Below are 17,646 nucleotides of genomic sequence, written 5' to 3'. Positions count from 1 at the left end.
TTAAAATTACATTCCTATGAATAATCTTCCTAAAAATGTTTCAAGGAAAATCAATGCAAAAATAATAATTAAAGGAGCTAAATCTATCCCTCCAAATACTGTAGGAATAAATCTTCTAACAAATGCATAAGCAGGTTCTGTTAATCTGTAAAGCATTTGAACAATAGGATTATAAGGATCGGGTTTAACCCATGACAATAGGGCAGAAATAATAATAACCCATTTATATAATGAAACTACTGCAAGAATTACAGTAAATATTGAACCTAAAAATGCATCTATCATTTTACAATTTCTCCTAGGTAGTTTTTAATTAAGGGATAAATATCAGAAAGATTAACATTATTATTACTTCCTGTTAAAATATATGTTAAGGGTTTAAGAAGATTTTCTCCTTTTAAACCTGTTTTTTCAGTAATAAAGTTTTCAAGCTGATTGAAATTATCAAAAAATGGCGCATCTTGCATACAAAGTTTTAATTCAACAAACTCTTCTTCAAAACCTTCACAAGTAGACTTTGGAATAAAAACTAAATCTATTTTTAACTTTATCTCTTTTATCGTACTAGAGTCTTCTAAGAATATTTTTCCTAACTTCCCAATATCCATATCAGCAAAACCTAAAATTTTTGATAATCTCATTTCATCCATAGTTAAAATATGCTTTTTATTTATAAACTTTAATTTATCCATATCAAATGTTACAGAATTTTTTGATAATTTTTTTATATCAAACCATTCTATAGCTTCTTCTAAAGAGAAAATTTCATTTGGAGTTTTATTTCCAAGAAGTACTAAATAATTTGCAATTGCACTCGGTAAAAATCCTTCATCTATAAACCATTTTACAAAATTTTTATCATCTTGTCCATCTAATATTGTTGGTAAATGGATATAATCAATATTTTTACTATAGTTTAAGGTATCTCTTACATAAATTTGTTTTGGAGTATTTGAAGTATATTTTTCATCTCTTATTACTGTTGAGATATCATAAAGCATATCATCAACTGCACATGCATAATCATATGTAGGAGTTTTATCATGTTTTAAAATAATAAAAGAATCAATATCTAAAGGTGTATAATCAAAATCACCTTTTAATCCATCTACAAATTTAATATTTTGCTCAGGTTTTTTCATTCTAACTGTAAAAGGTGCATTTACATTTAAAACTGTTTCATCAGATAAAGTTTCGCAAAAACCATCATATTTAAAAGGTTTTCCATTTTTTTTGGCTTCATCTTTTAATTCATTTAATTTATCATCTCCACAAAAACATGAGAATGCTTTCTTTTTTGACATAAGTTGCATAGCAAGCTTTTGATGATATTTTAAATTTTCACTTTGATATACAACATGTGAATAGTCAATAGAAAAAAGACTTAATATCTCTAATATTTCTTTATCTTTACCTTCGATATTATTTTCTTTATCTATATCTTCTATTCTTATTAAAAGCTGTTCATTTAGTTGTTTTGATAATATATAATTAAAAATAGCAACTCTAAGGTTATTTATAGACATATCTGATATTGGACTTGGTGCAAATCTTAACAAACTATTTCCTTACTATTGAAAATGATAATTTTTTAATCTCTTTATGAGATTTTATATAATTGTTCAAATCTTCAAGTTTAAGATTCTCTATTTTTTCTAACTCTTTTAGTGAATGATTTTGTTCTAAACCTCTATAATAAAGAGTAAAAGCTCTATTTAATCTTTGAGATAATGTTTCTGTTCTTAAAGGTTCACTTCCAAGTAAAAAGTTTTTTGCAGATTGTAATTCTTCTTTTGTTACACCTTTTTTTACAAAATTATTAATTATTGAGATAACTAATTCTTTTGCTTCATCAGCAGTTTCTAGTTTAGTTTGTAAATAACCTGTAAAAAAAGAATGAGATTTATTTTGAGATACATATCCATAAGCAGAATAAGCTAAACCTCTCTTAACTCGGATTTCTTCCATAAGTCTAGAACCAAAACCACTCCCACCTAAAATAAAAGAAGCTACTTTTGCCATATAAGAATCTTTGTCATTAACTTTAACATTAAAGGGACTACCAAAATAAACGTATGCTTGCTGAGTCTCTTTTAATATAGTGTTAGTTTTTGATTCATCATTAACTATAATATTTGCTAATTTATTTTTCTTTTTAGAATTTAATACTTTTATTATCTTTTTTACTTTTGAAATTAACTCATCATATTCAAAATCTCCTCCTGCAACAACAATTAAATTATTTAAATCAAGAGTAGTATCTAAAAACTTTTCAATATCATTTATTTTTAATTTTGAAATTGATTCAATTGAGCCAGAAGAAGGATTTTCTAATGGTGTATTTTTAAAAATAAGTTTTTTTAAGTTCTTACTTGCAATATGATCAAAATCATTTTCTTTTCTTTTTAAAGAACCTATTTGTATAGTTTTTATCTTTTCTAAAGTTTTTTCATCATAATTTGGGTCTTCTAATAACTCTGTTAAAAGTTTTAAACCTTTTTCATGAACATCTTTTAAAGAAGATAATTCAATGACGAATGTTTCAAACCCAGTACTTGTATGTAAAGATATAGCTGAGTTTTCTAACTTTTGTGCAAACTTTGTAGAACCTAACTTTTTAGTCCCTTCATTTAAAAGTTTTGCTGAAATTGAAGCCGCACCACTTTTTTCCTTATCTTGTATATATCCTGAGTTTTTAAAAATTAATTGTAAATTTAAAATAGGTAAATTTGTATCTTTTTCAAAAACAACTGGAACTTTTATACCATTTATTTCTTCATGCTTTATTGAAGCAGCCATTAAAAATCCTTGTAAACATAATAATATTAATATTGATTTGAGAGTTTCTTTTTTCATCGGATATTAAAACCTTTCTAATATCTCATATGCAGTATTTCTTTTTGCTGGATTTTCTCCAACATCACGAATTAGTTCTATCATTTCATCTTGATTCATACAATTTGAAGCTCCTGCTGCTGCAACTACATTCTCTTCCATCATTGTACTTCCTAAATCATTTGCACCAAATTTTAAAGCCATTTGTCCGATATAGCTTCCTTGTGTTACCCAAGAACTCTGCATATTTTTAAAGTTATCTAAATATAATCGTGCAACTGCAAGTAATCTTAGATACCTATTTGAAGATTGTGGTTTTAAATCTGGAATTTCTTCTTTTAATTTTGTATTTTCACTTTGAAATGACCACATAATAAATGCTCTAAAACCACCTGTTTCATCTTGAAGTTTTCTAATCATTTCCCAATGTTCAATAATTTCCTCATCTGTTTCAACTGTACCAAACATCATAGTAGCAGTTGTCTTCATACCAATTGAATGAGCTAATCTATGGATTTCAAGCCACTCTTCTGCATCCATTTTCTTTGGAGCAATTATATCTCTTACTCTATTACTTAAAATTTCAGCCCCAGCACCTGGAATTGAACTTAAACCTTTTGCTTGTAATCTTTTTAAAACTTCAAGTTTTGTAATTTTAGATACTCGGGCAATATATGAGATTTCAATAGCAGAAAAAGAGTGTAAAGTAATTTGAGGAAACTTTGTATGAATATGAGATACTAGTTCTTCATAATAATCAATTTTAAGTTTAGGATGAACACCACCTTGCATTAAGATTTGAGTTCCTCCAATAGCTAAAAGCTCTTCAATCTTCTGATCTATTTCATCGAACTTTAAAACATATGAATCCTCATCTCTTCCATGTCTATAAAAAGCACAAAACTTACAATCAACCCAACATACATTAGTATAATTGATATTTCTATCAACTACAAATGAAGTAACTTTTTTAGGGTGAAGTATTTCTTTTTTCTTCGTTGCTAATTCACCTAATTCAACTAAAGAAGCATTTTGAATTAAATCAAGTGCTTCTTGATTTGTTATTCTTCTATTTGTTATATCCATTCTTTTAACCATGATTAAAAACTAGACCCTAAAGAAAATTCGAAATTTGAAGTATCATCGTCTTCTTCATCATCAAGAGGTAAGGCATAGATTAACTGAATTGGTCCAAAAGGAGAAACCCATTCAAAAAGAGCACCAACACTCGATCTTTGAATATCATCTATATTATCTTTTCCAATTGCTCCATAATCATAAAAAGCTCCCCATCTCATTTTTGCAGCTTCAGATAAAGGAAAACTTAATTCTACTGATGTTGCCGCCATAGCTTTATAAGGTTCTTCAACAATACCATCATCTCTATTTGGTCCAAAAGCAAAAGATTTAAAACCTCTTAAAGATTTTGGACCACCCAAATATAAAGAGTCCCCTTGATTAATTTGTCCATTGTCAACTAAAAATTTAGCTTGTAACTTGTATCTTAAAATCCAATCTAAATCATATAATTTATTTAAAGAATAAAAATATTTAAGAGATGAAGAACTTTTTAAATATTTTGAATCTCCTCCAATACCAGCAAACTCTAAAGAAGACCCAATTTTAAAACCACTTCTTGGAGTATAATAATCATCTGTATTATCAAAATTGATATATGGAGTAATAGAACTTGTTATATATTCTTGGTCTGTATAGTATGGACCTCCAGTACTTGTATCAACTTCATCTTCATCATATTCATATCTCTCTTGTATGAAATCAAGTTTATATCTAGCACCAACTTTTAAGTTTCTAAAAATTTCTCTACCTATCCCAACAGAAAAACCTTTTGTTTCCTTTTCTAAATCATACACTTCATTATTAATTTCATTAGTTCCACTATGAATATCTATATCTCCATGAAACTTGCTATCTCTAATTGAAGGGTTTTTAAGTGTTAAAGAAAAATCTGATTTACGTGCTGATAAATCAGCTGAAAGACCCAAAGTAAGACCTGAACCAAAAATATTTTTATCAACGATCGATCCACTAACCATTACTTTATCATAAGACCCATATCCACCACCAAGTGTAATGTTACCAGTGGAAGCTTCTCTAACTTTTACAATAAGATCCATTTTATCTGCACTAATTCTTTTTTGTTCTAATCTAACATCTTCAAAATATCCACTTCTTTTTAATTTTGATTTTGAATCATTAAGATCAGTTAAATTAAATAAATCTCCAGGAGCTAAGTAAACATTTCTTCTAATTACTCTATCTAAAGTTCTAGTATTACCCGAAATTTTAACATCTCTAATATATACTTTATCTCCAGGAACTACATTAAATATAACATCCGCTGTTCCATTTTTTTCATCTTTTTTAATATCATATTGTACTTGAGTAAAAGCATACCCTAAGTCTGAAATTAATGTTTTAATATACTTTGAATCTTTTCTTAATTTTTTAACATTAAAAACTCTATCTTTTCGTAATAATAATTCTGGATAAATTTCTTTTGGATCTATAATTTCAGAGTTTACATAAATTGTAATTGAATTAGTTTGATATTGCCTACCTTCTTCAATATAAAAATCTAGTTCTGCTTGATTTGATGAAAAATCAACTTCCACAAAAGGGTTTTCAATTTTTGCATCTAAATATCCATGTTCTAAATATAAATCTCTTATTCTCTGACTATCATATTTTAATTGCTCACCATCTAACTCTCCACCATTTTGAGTAATAAACCAAGAAGCAAATTCTTCTTCTTTGTTTGCAGTGACTTGTTCAAAATCGCTTTGTTCTAAATTTTTTGAACCAAAATAGTTAACATTTTTAATAACAATTTCATCACCTTTATTTACATTAAAAGTAACTGAAACTGCATCTTCATTTAAATTTTCAATATCAACTTCAACGACAGAATTGATATATCCAGCTCGCTCAAGATCATTTAAAAGCTCTTCTTTAGCTTTTTTTACTCTTTTAGCAGAATATAGCGTACCTCTATTCATACCAATTTGTTTTTTTAATATTTCAATATCATCTTCTCTTGATTTATAACCAACAATATCAACATTTGCTATTGAAGGCTTTTCATCAAAAACAATTTGAAGTTTTCCATTATTACTATTTACCACAATATCATCAAAATAATTGAATTTATAAAAATTTTTAATAGCTTTATTGATTTTATCAATATCTAATTCTTGTCCAACGTTCATATCAAGTGTTTCGTTGGCAATAGTAGACGAAATTTTTGTTAAATTAACATATTCAATAGATGTAATTTGCTCAGCTTGAAGTAACGAAGCTAAAGCTACGGATAATAAGATACTTTTATTTTTCACAGTAATCCTTATAAAATTATAATTAAAGCTAAATAATATATCTAAATAAAGTTTATAGGAGGTTTAAGATATAATCATATCTTTAAAAAAATTATTAAAGGTTAAAAATTTGAATATAGGTATTGTAGGTCTTGGACTTATGGGTGGTTCTTTTGCAAAAGCAGTAAAAAAATATGGAATTGTAAATAAAATATATGGCTATGCAAGAACACCAAAAACAATAAAAGAAATAGAAGAGTTAAATTTAGTAGATGAATTAATGAGTCTAGAGGATTTAAAAAAGAAATCAGATATCGTTATTTTAGCTATTCCAGTTGACTCAATATTAGATATGATGGATGATTTAATTGGAATATCACCAGATACAACTATATTAGATATGGGGTCGACAAAAGAAATAATAGTAAAAAATATTCCAAAAGAGATAAGAAAAAATTTTGTTGCAGCACATCCAATGACAGGTACAGAAAAGTTTGGTCCAAAAGCTGCAATTGATGGTTTATATGAAGGAAATGCTGTTGTATTATGTAATTTAGAAGACAATGATGAACTGCATAAAAACCGAACTATAAATATTTTTCAAGAAATTGGAATGAGAATAATATTTATGGATTCTCATGAACATGATATTCATGCTTGTTATATGTCTCATTTACCCCATGCAATTTCATATTCACTTGCAAACACTGTAATGAATCATGAAGACCCAAAATCAATTATAGCACTAGCAGCAGGTGGATTTAAAGATATGAGTAGGGTAGCAAAATCAAGTCCAGATATGTGGACAGATATCTTTAGACAAAATAGAAATAACCTTTTAGAATCTATAGACCTTTTTGAAATACACATGAATAAAGTCAGAGAAATGGTTGAAAAAGAAGATTATGAAGAGTTAAAAAACTGGATGAAAAAAGCAAATACACTACATGAAATACTATAATATTATAGTATTTCAGCTCTTTTTATAGCTTCTTGTACTTTTATAGCTTGATTATGTTCTTTAACATCATGACATCTTATTATCGAAGCTCCATTTTCAATAGATGCTAAATGAATTGCTAAAGTACCAGGAAGTCTTTCTTCTATAGAAGAGGGAGAGATCATATCTATCATAGATTTCCTACTTGCTCCAATTAATAGTTCACATCCAAAATGTTTAAAATAATCTAAATTTTTTAGTAATTTTAAGTTATGAGTAAGAGTCTTTCCAAATCCAATTCCAACATCTAGTATAATTTCTTCTAAACCAAATGATTTAGCTTTTTTAATTCTTTCTTTAAAAAAATTATCAATATCCAATACAACATCATTGTATTCAGGTTTTTTTTGCATATTGTTAGGATTATTTTGCATATGCATTATTACAACTTTTGCATTATAATAAGAGGCAATTTTACATACTTCATCATTTGATAAGCCTGTAATATCATTAACAATTTTAAAACCTCTATCTAATGCATACTTTAAAACAAAAGGATCATAAGAATCTAAAGAAAATTCAGTTTTGTCATAAAGTCTTTGTTCATATATTGAATCTATTATAGGTTTTACTCTAAAAAGTTCTTCATCAGAAGAGACAGAAACACTTCCAGGTCTGCTAGAAACACCTCCAATATCAATAATATTAGCCCCATCATTAATCATTTGCTCTATTCTAGAAATAGCAAAAGCACCTTCAAATCTACTTTCTTTAAAAAAAGAGTCTTCATTGGCATTTATAACACCCATTATCTTTGTTTGATAATTTGTAGAAATATCCATATTAAATAGTTTTTTTCCTATTTAAAAGTGTAAGTAATAAAGTTGTTAATACATTTATAGGTCGAGAATTTAGTTCTAATAATTTAATTGATTTAGAAAATACATCTAATTCATTTTGTGTTAGTTTTACTTTTTGTGAGTTTACCTTAAAAAGAATAGATTCGACAATCTCTTTTGCATCATTTTTTGTAATTCTTTGATTATCTTTTAAAAAAGCATATACATCTTTTAAATCAAGCTTCAGGATATCTAAACCTATACTTTTTCTATTAATATCTTTTCTAAAAAATTTATGTGGAATTCTTGAAAAAATTGTAGGTAATATTGCTGATTTTGAATTTGTAATAATTATAAAAACAATATTAGAAGGTGGTTCTTCTAGTATTTTAAGTAAAGAGTTCTGAGCCTCTTTTCTGAATGTTTTTCCACAAAGAATAATATACTTTTTTTCATTTGATGAAATGTAAGCTTCTTTAGTTACAGCATTTGCTTGTGCTAATAAAAATTCATCTTTTTCTTCATTTCTAATTATCCTCACATTATGTTTTGAATAATGAGGCAACAAAGAATTTAAAGTATCATCAATACTATTTACAATCAAAATATAAGAAGATTCAATTTTTGTAATATTCATTAGTGTTCTACGTTAATCTCTGCAAAAAGTGCTGCACTTAATGTTTTATTATAAAGTCTAAACATTTGAAGTAACTTCATATCCAATGCTTCATCACTGTTTTTTAAATTAAATGCATCTTGAACTTCTTCATCAAATATCCAAAGAAACGAATTCTTAGCAAATTTTGGTAAAGTTGCTCTAGTATCATTACTTTTTCCAATATACCAAAAACAATAACCATTTGGAAAAGAAATATTTAACATATCTTTTATAAAATTGATATCATCTTCTGTTTTAAAATCATCTAAGTCTTTATAGAATGATTTAAAGTTATAAAAAGGTAAAAAAGGACGGTTTTGCTTTTGAGAATTAATATTTGTCATAATATATTTTAAAAACCAATCTCTATCACTATCTGTAATAATAAGAACAGAACACCCTTTATCAAAAAGATTCACCACTGATTTAGATACTAAAGGAACCCATTCATATTTTTTTTCTTCTAACCAAGGAGAAATTAATCTATCTTCCCTGATTGTATCTACTGTCCAGTTTAAAAATTCTTGCACGTCTATTGATCCAAGTTATAAGCATCATGAAGTGAACGAACTGCAAGCTCTGCATATTTTTCTTCTATTATCATAGATACTTTAATTTCTGAAGTAGAGATAATTCTTATATTAATATTTTCTTTAGCTAAAGCTGTAAATGCTTTAGAAGCAACCCCAGTATGAGATTTCATTCCCACACCTACTATTGAAACTTTACAAATTGCTTCATTGTAATCAATATTTTCAGCATCACTCTTGAAGTTTTCCATTACATCTTTACATATTTCCCAATCAGTAGTTGGAATTGTAAAGTCTAAATCAGTTTTACCATCTACACCCACAGTTTGTACAATCATATCTACATTAATATTTGCATCTGCTAATGCTGTAAAAATTAATGAAGCAATACCTGGTCTATCAGTTACTCCATACATACCAACTCTTACTTGATTTTTATCTAATGCAATACCACTTACAACTGGTTTTTCCATAATATTCTCTTCCTTAGTTATTAACGTACCTTCAACTTCTGGCGTAAAGCTGCTTCTAGATACTAAATTTACATTTAATTTTTTCGCCATTTCAACAGATCTATTTTGTAAAACTTTTGCTCCTAATGAAGCTAGTTCTAACATCTCATCATATGATATTTTTTCTAATTTTTTTGCTTTAGGTTCAATCCTTGGGTCTGTTGTATAAATACCATCAACATCTGTATATATTTCACAAACATCTGCTTTTATTGCTCCAGCAATTGCAACAGCAGTTAAATCAGAACCTCCACGACCTAAAGTTGAGACTCTGCCTGAACCTTCTGTTATCCCCTGAAACCCAGCAACAATAATAACCTTACCATCAGAAATAGCATTTTTCATATTTGTTGTATCAATTGATTCAATCCTAGCTTTTGTATGAGCATTATCAGTAACAATCCCAGCTTCTCTACCACTCATAGAAGTAGCTTTATAACCTTGTTCATTTAAAGCTATAGAAAGCAAAGCTGATGTAACTCTTTCACCAGAACTTAATAACATATCCATTTCATTAGCTATTGGAGCTTTTGAAAAATTTTCAGCATATTCGATTAATTTATTTGTTTCACCACTCATAGCTGAAACTACAGCTATTACATCATGACCTTCATCTCTTATATCTTTTATAATATTTGCAACATTTTGAATTCTTTCAAGTGTACCAACACTTGTACCACCAAATTTTAAAACTTTTAACATTCTTCTTCTTTACCTTTTAAATAAAACCTTCATTTCTAAAATATTTCAATACTTGTTTATATACTGTTCTCTTAAAAAAAGTAATATAATCATAAATATTTTTTGTAGGTACAAACTTATACTCACTGAACTCAGGTATTTCAGTATTTATATTAACTTTTGCACCTTTTTTTAATTTAACCAAATAATATTTTTGTATTTGCCCATCAAATGGATACATTTTTTTTGCAATAGCAGGGGGAAAGTCATAACTTACCCATTCTGGATATTCAGCAATTATCTCTATTTCTCTTGTACCAATTTCTTCTTCAAGTTCTCTATATAAAGCTTCATTTGCACTTTCTCCATCATCAATTCCACCTTGAGGGAATTGCCATGCATTTTCTACATCAGTTCTTGAAGCAATAAAAATCTCACATTTTTCAGGGTATTTTGCTGATAATACAATAGCCGCTACATTTGGTCTATAATTTTTCTTTTCTTTACTGTTTTCTTTTATTTCTTTATCAGTCATAAATAATAATTCCCTTATAATTAGCCTGATATTATAATAAACTTAGGATTAAAAATTGCTTTTATATATACATATACCCTTTTGTGATAGCAAATGTTACTATTGTGCTTTCAACACCTATACAGATAAGTTTCATTTAAAAAAACAATATATGGAAGCCTTAAAAAAACAATTAAAATTTGACTTAAACAAAAACTTACAAAATAATGAAAAGCTTAATACTGTTTTCATAGGAGGAGGGACTCCTAGTACAGTAAAAGTAGAACTCTATAAAGAAGTGTTTGATATATTAAACCCATATTTGTCAGAAAACTGTGAAATAACAAGTGAAAGTAATCCAAATTCAGCTACAAAAGATTGGCTTCAAGGAATGAAAGATTTAGGTGTAAATCGTATAAGCTTTGGAGTACAAAGTTTTGATGATGAAAAGCTAAAAAAACTAAATCGTGCGCATAACAGTAAAGGGGCTATAAATGCTATACAAAATGCTGATTGTATAGGTTTTAATAGGATTAACTGCGATATAATTTATGGAGTTGAAGGAGATACATTAAAGAGTATAAAAGAAGATTTTGATACTATTTTTTCTCTTCCTGTAACTCATATAAGTGCCTATTCTTTAACACTAGAAGAAGGTACAAAATTCTTTAATAATACAAAAATAAAAATAGATGATGAAGAGTTATCATATAAACTATTTGAGTACTTAAAGAAAAATGATTTTAACCAATATGAGATATCAAACTTCTCTAAATCAAAAGAGGAAGAATCAAAACACAACTACGGATATTGGCAACATAAAAACTATCTAGGAGTTGGTGCAGGAGCGGTAGGTTTTATAGATAATCAAAGATATTATCCAAATAAAAGTATAGAAGAGTATATACAAACCCCAACAAAATACGACTATGAAGAGATAAGTAAAGAAGATAAAAAAGTAGAACAAGTACTTTTAGGTTTTAGATGCTCTTTAGGAGTAGATAAATCATTATTTACTAAAAAAGAGCTAGAAAAAGTCGGTCATTTAGTAAAAGAAAAGAAACTATTTCAAAACGATACAACAATTATTAATAAGAACTTTTTATTAGCTGATGAGTTAGCACTTTATGTTTTGGAGTAATAGAATTTTTAATAATTAAAATTAAAAACTATTCTTTTATTAATCAAATTGCTGATATTGTGAAAACATTATACTAAAAGTATTAGCTCTTGATGTAGTTACTTTCATAACAAATATTTGTTGCTTTCCTTGTTTAATATCGATTGGATATGTAATTAATTTTGTACCATCCGAAAATATTGTTTGTTTAACTTTGTTTCCATAAAAATCAACACCTTTACTAAATAAATATGCTTTTAATTTGTGCGACAATACTTTCGTACCTATTGGATACTTATCTTTAATATGATTATAAATTTCTGGTGTCAAAAGAATTGTAGTTACGTATTTCATAGTTTTTGCTTCGCCTGGTTGCAATGTCAAAGGAGTTGAAATATTCTTATTTTTACTATCTATAAAACTTGATGAAACGTTAGAGTGTTCAAGGGGAAAATCTGATGAGATTTGGATTGTTTTGATATTTGATATAGTTACAGGTATTTTACCATTGTTAACAATTAAACAATTCCATCTTAATGGAATTATTGCTGGATATTTATTACCATATCCCTTCAATATTGGAACTTTGTATCCAAAGTGATGATTTGAAAATTTAATTAATAAGTCTTCTTTACTTTCTTTCAGATAAATAATACCTGACAAAGAAAGGGATAATAATGCAACTACTAATGCCCCAACAGAAATCCCAATACTTATTTTATCTTTTAACTCCATCTTTTTCTTATCCTTTACTAATTATTAAACATATTTATAATCTAAGATCTTTGATACACAAACATATAATATAATTATCTCATATATTTTATACCAAATAAAACTTAACAAGAATATAAAATATTTGATAAATTTATCATATATTAGTCAAAGCTTTACTATAATATCTGCTTTTATTAAAGGAAATAAATTATATGACAATAAAAGATTGTGTAAGAACATATTCACAAAAACTAAAATTAGTAACTCATATACCCGCAAAAGAAGTAGAGATGATGATAGGTCACATATTAGACAAGAATGTTATCTGGCTTCATTTAAATGCAAATGCTGAGTTTACTCAAATAAAAGAACTAGAAAAACTAGTAAATAAAAGAGCAACAAACTATCCAATGGAATACCTTATTAACAAAGCCTCTTTTTATGGAGAGACTTTTTTAGTAAAAGAGGGTGTTTTAATACCTAGACCTGAAACTGAGCTTTTGATTGATAATGCAATTGAAATTTTCAAAGACAAAAAAGAAACAATCAATATAATAGAAATTGGTACAGGAAGCGGTATTATCTCTGTGATGCTTGCATTATTACTTAAAAATGTAAAAATCATTGCAGTTGATATAAACGAAAAAGCCCTAGAACTTGCACGAGAAAATGCAAAGAAGCATAAGGTTGAAGATAAAATAGAGTTTAGGCTTTCTAACCTATATGAGAATGTGCCTGAAACAGATATTCATATGACTATCTCTAACCCTCCATATATAGCAGATGATTACAAACTTCCTCCTAATGTAAAGTTTGAACCATCAAATGCTCTTTTTGGTGGAAATATTGGTGATGAATTATTAAAAGATATCATAAAAGATACAAATGAAAAAGAAATACCTTATTTACTTTGTGAAATGGGTTATGACCAAAAGAAACCTTTAGAAGACTATTTAAAATCTTTTGAGGTAAAAGAATACAGTTTTTATCAAGACTATGAAAAATTTGATAGAGGCTTTACAGTACAATTTAAAAAATAAACAATAAATAGAAAAGGAATATATATGTTTAAAGAATTTAATTTAGATAATTTAGAAAATAGTAAAAATGATTTAGAAACACTTTTAACAAGTAGTAAAGAAAAAATAGATGAACTATTAGAAATAGAAGAAAAGACTTACAAAAATTTTGTAAAGCCATTTGAAGAAATAGGGGAGAGCATCAGTGATTTTGTTACACCTATCTTTCATATAGACTCAGTTAAGAATTCAGAAATAACGCAAAAAGTGTATGAAGAGTGTCTTCCTTTAATCTCTAATTACGAAACTGAGATAAGTCAAAATGATAATATTTATAGATCTTTAAAAGATATACAAGATAACACTAAAATATCTTTAAATGGTATACAAAAAAAAGTATTAGAAAATGAGGTAAGAGACTTCAAATTAAGTGGTTGTCATTTAAATAACGAAAAAAAAGAAATACTAAAAGAGTTAAATCTAAAGCTTAGTGAGTTATCTCATAAGTTTTCACAAAACATATTAAATGCAACAAATGCTTTTGAAATGATAATTGAAGATTTTGAAGATGTAAAAGAAATTCCTAAATCAGATTTAGAACTTGCTTCATATGAAGAGGATGGAAAAACTAAATATAAGTTTACTTTACAAATGCCATCTTATTTAGCATATATTACATATGGTACAAATAGAGAAAAAAGAGAAGAGATTTATAAAGCCTATTGTACTAGAGCTCCAGAAAATGGAAAGATTATTGAAGAAATATTAAAACTAAAAGATGAAATGGTCAAAATCTTAGGTTTTGATAATTATGCTGAGTATTCACTTGAGACTAAAATGGCAAAAAATGAAGAAGATGTTGTAGCTTTTCTTGAAGAATTAGCTTCTAAAGGAAAGACCAGAGCAAAAGAAGAACTTGAAGAAGTAAGAGAGTATGCCTTAAAAGATGAATTAAAAGATATCAAAAGTTTTGATTTAGGATATTACAGCGAAAAACTAAAAAAAGAAAAGTATGACTTAGATGAAGAGTTTTATAGACCATACTTCGAACAAAACTCTGTATTAAATGGTTTCTTTGATTTTTTAAATGAAGTATTTAATATCAAATTTACAAAAACAGATGCCAAATCTTGGGATGATAAAAAAGTAAAAGTTTATGATATTAGTGAAAATGAAAAAACTATTGCTAGAATCTTTATAGATATGGAAGCTAGAAAAGAAAAAAGAGGGGGTGCTTGGATGAATAACTGGCATTCTCACTATATAGATAATGAAGGAAATGAAAATCTTCCAACTGCATATATAGTATGTAATGTTCCTCAATCAAATGATACAACTCCTTCACTATTAAGACATGGTGATGTTGTGACATTATTTCATGAAATGGGTCACGCCTTACATCATTTATTAAGTAAAGTTCCAGAAGCTATGGTTAGTGGTATTTCTGGTGTTGCTTGGGATGTAGTAGAATTTCCATCACAATTCTTAGAATATTTTGCATATGACAAAGAAGTTCTAAAACTATTTGCAAAACATTATGAAACACAAGAGGTATTAAGTGATGAAGCAATTGATAGAATTATTAAAGCAAAAAACTTTCAATCGTCACTATCGATGTTAAGACAAGTAGAGTTTGCATTATTTGATTTTAAATTACATCAAAAACTATATACAAGTGAAGAAGAAGTTCAAAAGTTACTTGATGGTATTAGAGAGGAATATGCAGTAATAAAGCCACCAAAATATAATAAATTCCAAAATGGATTTTCTCATATATTTGCAGGAGGTTATGCAGCTGGATATTACTCATACAAATGGGCAGAAGTGCTTAGTGCAGATGCCTTTTATATGTTTATTGATTCAGGAAAAGTATTAAATAAAGAGTTAGCAATAAAATATAAAGATACCATACTTAAAAATGGTGGTTCAAAAGATATGGATAAACTATTTTTTGAATTAGCTTCAAGAAACCCAAGTGTTGACTCTTTACTTAAGATTGATGGAATTATTAGCTAAATTTTGCAATAATAACGTTTCTAATAATATATGATAATTTTAAGGACCTAAACTAATGACAAACGCAGAAACTATAAATAAACTAAATGAAGCTTTAGAAAAGTTAATAAATGCATATGAAATACTTCAAAACTCATATGATGAACTGCAAAATGATAATGATAAACTAAATAATGAAAATAGTGAACTAAAAGCTAAAATAGATGATATTGAATCTGAAAAAAGAGATTTAGAAGATAATGTAAATATTCTTCAAGACAATACAGAAAAAGATTCATCAAATATCAATTCTATGTTAAGTAAGATAGAAGGACTTTTAAGTAAAAAAAATGAACCAAGTCCTATAAAAAAAGAGAAAAATGATATAACAGAAGATAGTAAAAAAAATGAACAAGAAAAAGTAGATGAGCATTCAAAATCAGAAGCTAGAGAATCTATTGAAGAAATCATTGTAAATACTGATGAAAAACCTTCATCAGAAAATGATTCTTCTGAAAATAAAATAGATTTGAATAGAATGGCTTCATTACTAAATGGATTTAATAATTAGTAAATGGTTTTACTTTTAAACAAAACTTCTTTGTATTCAACTTTTGGTGTCAATTGTTTTGATTCTTTAGACAATGTGATAAACAGTATGGCACCATCAATGGTTGAATACTATTTATCAGATCTTTCCAATGGAAATGAAGATGCTTACTTAAATAAAAGAAATATTCAAAATAGTCTTTGTATTGGAGACTATTCATTATATATAGATTATGATGAAGAAGTTTATTTAGAAATTGAAGATTCTATAACAGATGATTTAGAGACAGGTTCTCTTTGGTAAATTGTAAAACTAATTCATTAAATTAGTAGTGGCTCTCAATCTATCTTTATCAAAATGAGTATAAATTCTCGAAGTATTTATATCAGCATGACCTAAAGCTTCTTGTACAAGTATAAGGTCATGATGCTTCTGGTAAAGTAAAGTTGCAAAACTATGTCTTAACATATGTGCACCATTTTTCTCTTTTCTAATTCCTGCACTTATTAGTATTTGCTCAACTATTCTACTTACATATGCTTGCGTTAATCTATTTCCTTTTTTATTACAGACAAGTAAGTCATTATTACAAAGTCTTTGACTTAACCAATTTTGTAAATCAATTTCAATAATTTTAGATTTAATCATCGCAACTCTTGGCTTATTACCTTTTCCTTTTACTTGTAAAATATATATATCTTCCTCTTTATATATATCTTTTATTTTCAAATTTAAAATTTCAGATACTCTAATACCTGTATAAATTATCATTTTTATAATTAATCTATTTCTATAAATTGTTTCAGAAGAAAATTCAAATGTATCAATTGCATATAAGAATTTATTAATTTCTTCTTTATTCATATAAGCAGGAAGTTTTGAGCCAGAATTGCCTCGTAATCCTCCCCAGTTTTTTAATTCAATTTTAAAAAGATAAGAATTCCCATCTAAGTTTTCATTTTGTTTATCAATATATGAAAAGAGGGCAAGTAAAGCTATTCTATGATTTTTTTTAGTAGCATCTGATAAACCACTAGTTTCACTTGCTAAGAAATCACTAAGTAGCTCTTCATCTATCTCTTTCATAGATGCTAGCCCTAGATTTTTCAAAAATTTGTATAATTTTAATAGGGGGTTAAAATATGTATTTATTCCACTTAATCCAATGTTTCTTGCTTCTTTAACTAATACTTTTAATTCATCAATAGAGTTTGTTCCCTTAACTAAAGACTGAATAATAGAAGCCAGTTTATCCTTATCATTTACATTTGAGTTTGAAAGCGTAGTTAGTTTATTTCTAACAAATCTTTCAATCCAAAAAAGAAGCGTTTTATCAAAACTATTACAAAAATCTAAATCATATCTCATTTATTCCCTTTAAAAAAGAATTTTAACATAATT

At 27.1% G+C, this 17,646-nt stretch carries 18 protein-coding genes; 6 read left to right on the top strand and 12 right to left on the bottom strand.

Features of this window, described 5'->3' with window-relative positions; genetic code table 11:
• Positions 1–6: 6 nt before the first annotated feature.
• From BT997_RS04000 to bamA, 5 genes are all read right to left on the bottom strand, one after another.
• Entirely contained in the window at positions 7–285 is a 279-nt protein-coding gene (locus tag BT997_RS04000) for a YggT family protein (RefSeq protein WP_072680162.1), read from the bottom strand.
• Entirely contained in the window at positions 282–1,559 is a 1,278-nt protein-coding gene (gene gltX, locus BT997_RS03995; protein WP_072680161.1) for a glutamate--tRNA ligase, read from the bottom strand. Before gltX ends, BT997_RS04000 begins: the two co-directional genes overlap by 4 nt.
• 1 nt (position 1,560) lies before the next feature.
• Positions 1,561–2,799: a pitrilysin family protein gene (locus tag BT997_RS03990; protein WP_083568443.1), complete on the bottom strand. Its 1,239-nt coding sequence runs from the start codon at positions 2,797–2,799 to the stop codon at positions 1,561–1,563.
• A 63-nt stretch (positions 2,800–2,862) separates the two neighbouring features.
• Positions 2,863–3,921 carry a dehypoxanthine futalosine cyclase gene (locus BT997_RS03985; RefSeq protein WP_375537751.1) on the bottom strand — a complete coding sequence of 353 codons (1,059 nt, stop codon included), beginning with the start codon at positions 3,919–3,921 and terminating at the stop codon, positions 2,863–2,865.
• A gap of 14 nt (positions 3,922–3,935) precedes the next feature.
• Complete coding sequence (gene bamA / locus BT997_RS03980; protein WP_072680158.1) at positions 3,936–6,191, bottom strand: outer membrane protein assembly factor BamA; 2,256 nt, start codon at positions 6,189–6,191, stop codon at positions 3,936–3,938.
• A gap of 109 nt (positions 6,192–6,300) precedes the next feature.
• Here bamA and BT997_RS03975 point away from each other — a divergent pair, with 109 nt between their 5' ends.
• The gene (locus BT997_RS03975; RefSeq protein WP_072680157.1) at positions 6,301–7,131 is read left to right on the top strand and encodes a prephenate dehydrogenase; all 831 of its coding nucleotides are present in this window, start codon (positions 6,301–6,303) and stop codon (positions 7,129–7,131) included.
• 2 nt (positions 7,132–7,133) lie between these two features.
• Here the strand turns inward: BT997_RS03975 and folP are convergent, their stop codons facing one another.
• The 5 genes from folP to BT997_RS03950 are packed head-to-tail and all read right to left on the bottom strand — an operon-like array spanning position 7,134 to position 10,865.
• Positions 7,134–7,952 (bottom strand): dihydropteroate synthase, encoded by an 819-nt coding sequence (folP, locus tag BT997_RS03970; RefSeq protein ID WP_072680156.1) that lies wholly within the window; start codon positions 7,950–7,952, stop codon positions 7,134–7,136.
• 1 nt (position 7,953) lies between these two features.
• Entirely contained in the window at positions 7,954–8,586 is a 633-nt protein-coding gene (locus BT997_RS03965) for a DNA polymerase III subunit delta' (protein WP_072680155.1), read from the bottom strand.
• On the bottom strand, positions 8,586–9,137 hold the full coding sequence (locus BT997_RS03960) for a HobA family DNA replication regulator (RefSeq protein WP_072680154.1): 552 nt from the start codon (positions 9,135–9,137) through the stop codon (positions 8,586–8,588). Before BT997_RS03960 ends, BT997_RS03965 begins: the two co-directional genes overlap by 1 nt.
• 2 nt (positions 9,138–9,139) lie before the next feature.
• A complete protein-coding gene (locus tag BT997_RS03955; RefSeq protein ID WP_072680153.1) occupies positions 9,140–10,351 on the bottom strand; it encodes an aspartate kinase in 1,212 nt (403 codons plus the stop codon).
• 16 nt (positions 10,352–10,367) lie between these two features.
• Positions 10,368–10,865, bottom strand: coding sequence for an RNA pyrophosphohydrolase (locus BT997_RS03950; protein WP_072680152.1), 498 nt, complete (start codon positions 10,863–10,865; stop codon positions 10,368–10,370).
• Positions 10,866–10,920: 55 nt separating this feature from the next.
• Between BT997_RS03950 and hemW the strand changes: the two genes are divergently transcribed.
• Positions 10,921–11,985: a radical SAM family heme chaperone HemW gene (hemW, locus tag BT997_RS03945; protein ID WP_072680151.1), complete on the top strand. Its 1,065-nt coding sequence runs from the start codon at positions 10,921–10,923 to the stop codon at positions 11,983–11,985.
• A gap of 39 nt (positions 11,986–12,024) precedes the next feature.
• Here the strand turns inward: hemW and BT997_RS03940 are convergent, their stop codons facing one another.
• Positions 12,025–12,699: a hypothetical protein gene (locus tag BT997_RS03940; protein WP_072680150.1), complete on the bottom strand. Its 675-nt coding sequence runs from the start codon at positions 12,697–12,699 to the stop codon at positions 12,025–12,027.
• 194 nt (positions 12,700–12,893) lie between these two features.
• Here BT997_RS03940 and prmC point away from each other — a divergent pair, with 194 nt between their 5' ends.
• Genes prmC through BT997_RS03920 form a run of 4 tightly spaced genes read left to right on the top strand, consistent with a single transcriptional unit; the run spans position 12,894 to position 16,548 of the window.
• Positions 12,894–13,721, top strand: a complete 828-nt coding sequence (gene prmC, locus BT997_RS03935) for a peptide chain release factor N(5)-glutamine methyltransferase (RefSeq protein ID WP_072680149.1) — start codon at positions 12,894–12,896, stop codon at positions 13,719–13,721.
• 24 nt (positions 13,722–13,745) lie between these two features.
• Positions 13,746–15,716: a M3 family metallopeptidase gene (locus tag BT997_RS03930; RefSeq protein WP_072680148.1), complete on the top strand. Its 1,971-nt coding sequence runs from the start codon at positions 13,746–13,748 to the stop codon at positions 15,714–15,716.
• 55 nt (positions 15,717–15,771) lie between these two features.
• Entirely contained in the window at positions 15,772–16,266 is a 495-nt protein-coding gene (locus tag BT997_RS03925) for a hypothetical protein (RefSeq protein WP_072680147.1), read from the top strand.
• 3 nt (positions 16,267–16,269) lie between these two features.
• Entirely contained in the window at positions 16,270–16,548 is a 279-nt protein-coding gene (locus BT997_RS03920; RefSeq protein WP_072680146.1) for a hypothetical protein, read from the top strand.
• Between the two features lie 9 nt (positions 16,549–16,557).
• On the opposite strand, the gene BT997_RS03915 is transcribed toward BT997_RS03920, so the two are convergent.
• Positions 16,558–17,613 carry a tyrosine-type recombinase/integrase gene (locus tag BT997_RS03915; protein ID WP_072680145.1) on the bottom strand — a complete coding sequence of 352 codons (1,056 nt, stop codon included), beginning with the start codon at positions 17,611–17,613 and terminating at the stop codon, positions 16,558–16,560.
• Positions 17,614–17,646 lie beyond the last annotated feature (33 nt).

The sequence above is a fragment of the Arcobacter sp. LA11 genome (assembly GCF_001895145.1).
Lineage (GTDB): Bacteria > Campylobacterota > Campylobacteria > Campylobacterales > Arcobacteraceae > Halarcobacter.
The sequence above is the reverse complement of the archived record's forward strand: the minus strand, read 5'-3'. Positions and strand labels throughout refer to the sequence as shown.